This is a genomic window from Kitasatospora sp. NPDC007106, from assembly GCF_040634455.1.
In the GTDB taxonomy this organism is placed as follows: domain Bacteria; phylum Actinomycetota; class Actinomycetes; order Streptomycetales; family Streptomycetaceae; genus Kitasatospora; species Kitasatospora arboriphila.
The window spans coordinates 1-3,139 of the sequence record NZ_JBEYFP010000680.1; the positions used below are offsets into that span (position 1 = coordinate 1).

At 75.1% G+C, this 3,139-nt stretch carries 2 protein-coding genes; both read right to left on the reverse strand.

Annotated features, from left to right (window positions below; translation table 11 throughout):
* Nucleotides 1-177: 177 nt before the first annotated feature.
* Complete coding sequence (locus ABZ641_RS30660; RefSeq protein ID WP_359987024.1) at nt 178-1,122, reverse strand: DUF6801 domain-containing protein; 945 nt, start codon at nt 1,120-1,122, stop codon at nt 178-180.
* Nucleotides 1,119-3,139: NACHT domain-containing protein (locus ABZ641_RS30665; RefSeq protein WP_359987027.1), on the reverse strand; the 2,021-nt coding region annotated here is incomplete at its 5' end. The genes ABZ641_RS30660 and ABZ641_RS30665, both read right to left, overlap by 4 nt.

Consider the following 3,139-nt stretch of genomic DNA (forward strand, 5'->3'; position numbering starts at 1 on the left):
GCCCCCCCCCGGGCGGGCGCCGCGCGCCGGGCGGGCGGCCCCGGGCCCAGTGCCGACCATTGCCCGCCCCGACAGGTGTGCACCGGTGATCCCGGTGCTGGGCAGTTCCTCGGCCGAGGGCCGCCGAGAACCGCCGAGGGTCGCCGAGGCAGGCGTCGGGCACAGCATGACGGACGGTCAGGACGAGGGCTCGGATGCTCTGCGGCGCTTCGACCGCCGCCGGTGGAGGACGGCGGCTGCGGCAACGGCAGCGGCGAGGGCTGCGGCGATTGCGGCGGTGACCAGGCCGGAGCTCTCGGATTGGGCGGTTTGCGTCAGCGGGGCGGCGGACGCCGGTGCTGGAGGGGCCGGCGGGGTGGTGGCGGAGGAGGCGGTGCTTGCGGCGGCGGAGGCGTCCGTTCCCGGCGGGGTGGTGGCCGGGCTTGCGGAGGATGGGGCCGGGGCGGACGGAGGGGCGGCGGAGGACGGAGGGGCGGCGGAGGACGGGGTGGGAGGGGCTTTCGCGGCGGTGACCTCGAAGGGGGCGACGGTGTCGTCCTGGCCGGCGTTCAGGGTGCAGGGGACGTCGACCCGGCCGGGCCCGGCCAGGTTGCCGTCGGCGTCCTTGGGCACGAGGTGGAGGGTGAACTTGTCGGCGGTCACGCGCCCGGTGCCGGGGCGGGTGAAGGAGAGCCGGGGCGCGTTGCCGGTGGCGGGGATCTCGAAGGCGCCGGAGGCGGGAACGGGGGTGCGGGTGATGGCGAGGTGGACGGGGACGGCCCTCTCGCCCTGCGGGGCGAGGACGCGGGTCTCGGCGTCGACCGAGCCTTCGATGGTGCGCACCCCGAGCACGTAGCGCAGGCCGAGGGTGAAGGAGGCCTCGACGGTGGCGGCCGCCCGGATGGCGAAGGCCGGGCTGGACTCGCCGACCGGCAGGGTGGCCGGGACGTCCGCGGAGATCCTGGCGGTGATGGCCTGTCCGCCGATGGTCGGGAAGACGCAGGTGTAGTGCAGGGTGGGGGCGGCGGGCCGGGCGGCCGCGGGGGCGGTGGCGAGGGCGCCGACGAGGGCGGTGGCGGTTGCGGCAACGGCCGCGCGCCGGGTGCGCCTGCTCGGGCGGTGCGTACGGGATTCGGCGCTCATCGTGCCCCTTCCGTCGAGTGGTCGCGCCGGCGCTGTTCGCGGCCGTGGCGCTGCTGGTGGCTGCGGCTCAGGTGGCTCTGGATCCAGGCGTGGCGGAACTGGTAGACCGCACCGACCTGGCGGAGCACACCGCGTTGGTGGGCGTCGTCCAGGAAAGCGATCAGCGCCCAGGGCAGTTGCCCCGTGAGCGGCAGCCAGATGCGGGCCAGTGCCACCCACTGGCCCCAGGCGGTCAGGCTCAGTCCGTAGCCGAGCCCGGCGCCGAACGCGGCCTCCAGTCCGAACACCAGGCCGACCTCGAAGCCACGCAGCGGCCCGTACACGATGCCGTTGAGCAGGCCGACGCCGATGCCGAGGACGAGCGCCCAGGTGAGCAGGTGGTAGGCGACGTTGCGGCGGTCGATGTGCAGCAGGTCGGCGGGACTGACGACGGATTCGGAGCGGACCGGGGCCTCGAACAGGGCGATCAGGCCGAAGACCAGCCCGGTGGCGAGGGCGATCGGCGGGATGAACAGCAGCCCGGCGGCGAGTCCGGCGCCCTGCCCGTCGGCGAGTCCGATCGGAGCCACCAAGCCCTCGTCGACCAGGATGAGCAGCGCCATGCCGGCTGCTCCTGCACACAGGCCGATCAGGGACCGGGTGCGGGCTTTGCGGCGGGTCATCGGGGTGCCGGTGCTGAGCCGCATGCGGACCGGCGAGGGTCTGAGGGCGGCGCGGGCGGAGGCGTGCCAGTAGACGAGTCCGAAGAGCGTGCCGGCGGCGAGGCCGTGCAGGACGCCGACCAGCAGGCCGCGGACGACGGCGAACCGGAAGCTGTGCGCGGTGGCGACCAGGTCGACGGGGAGGTTGCCGATCGCGGTGGTGACTCCGAAGGCGATGCCGGCCAGGACTGCGATGATCACGGTGCGCGAGAGGCGGCTCATGCCGGTGCCGACCTCCCACCAGGTGAGGTCCTGCCGTTCGCGGCCGAGCCGGGTCAGGTGGTCGGCGAGGTGGCCGAGCCAGCGTTCGGCGCGTTCCGCGTCCCACGGTCCGGGCCGGCGGTGGGTGGTGCCGAGCCGTTCGGTGGGACGGGGGCGGTAGACGGCGGGGACGAACCCGGCCAGCAGGTGCTCCTCGATCGCCTCGGGGTCGGGGAAGCGGGCGGTGTCCAGGAGTTCGCCCGGCCGACGTTCGGGGTGGTCGCTGTACATGGTGCGGGCGAGGGCGATCATCAGCGGGGTGCGCAGCGCGGCGGCGAGGTTGGCGCGGCCCGCGCTCTGCGCCGTCCGGGTGGGGTCGAGGACGGTCTCCCAGGTCGCGCCCTGCCCGTCGGTGTCGGCGGGCCCGGGGAAGGCCGGGTCGGTCCGGGGCAGGTAGCCGCGCAGGTCGTCGAGGTCCAGGTCGCGCAGTTCCAGGACGACGGCGGCGGCCAGCGGGGCGTGGGCCGTCCGGACGGCGGCGGTGAACTCGGCCTTCCGGCTGGTGAGGACGAGCGGCAGCCGGGACAGGTTGAGTGCTTCGAGGGCAGGGGCGCGCAGGTCTTCGGCGAGTTCGTCGAACCCGTCGAGGACGGGGAGGACGAGGTCGTCGTCGAGCAGGTCCGCGGCCAGCGTCTTGCCGCTAGGGACCCGGCGGGCCAGGTGCGGGTAGTCGCGCAGCAGCCGGCCGATCAGCCAGTCGCGCAGGGCCACGGTGGTCGGGTCCCAGGCGCCGAGGCTGAAGATCACCGGCACTCGTTCGTTGCGGGTGCGGGCGTCCAGCAGGTCGAGGGCGAACCGGACCGCCAGGATCGACTTGCCCGATCCGGCCCGGCCGAGGACCACCAGCCGGCCCGACGGTATGCGTTGGTAGATCGCGGCGACCCGCCGCAGGTCGCCGCTGAGGTCCGGTTCGACGCGGGCCTCCCCGGGGGCCAGCAGGAGGGCGTTCGCCGCCTGGTCGGCCACCCCCGCCGGCACCTGTTGCCAGCGCACCGGCAGCGCGAACGGGTGGTGCACCCGGTGTTGGGCCTCCTCGCGGCGCCAGCGCTGTCGGC

What these genes read in the sequence shown, in the direction of transcription:
- ABZ641_RS30660 (WP_359987024.1), bottom strand. Translation starts at nt 1,122, where the DNA reads ATGAGCGCCGAATCCCGTACGCACCGCCCGAGCAGGCGCACCCGGCGC.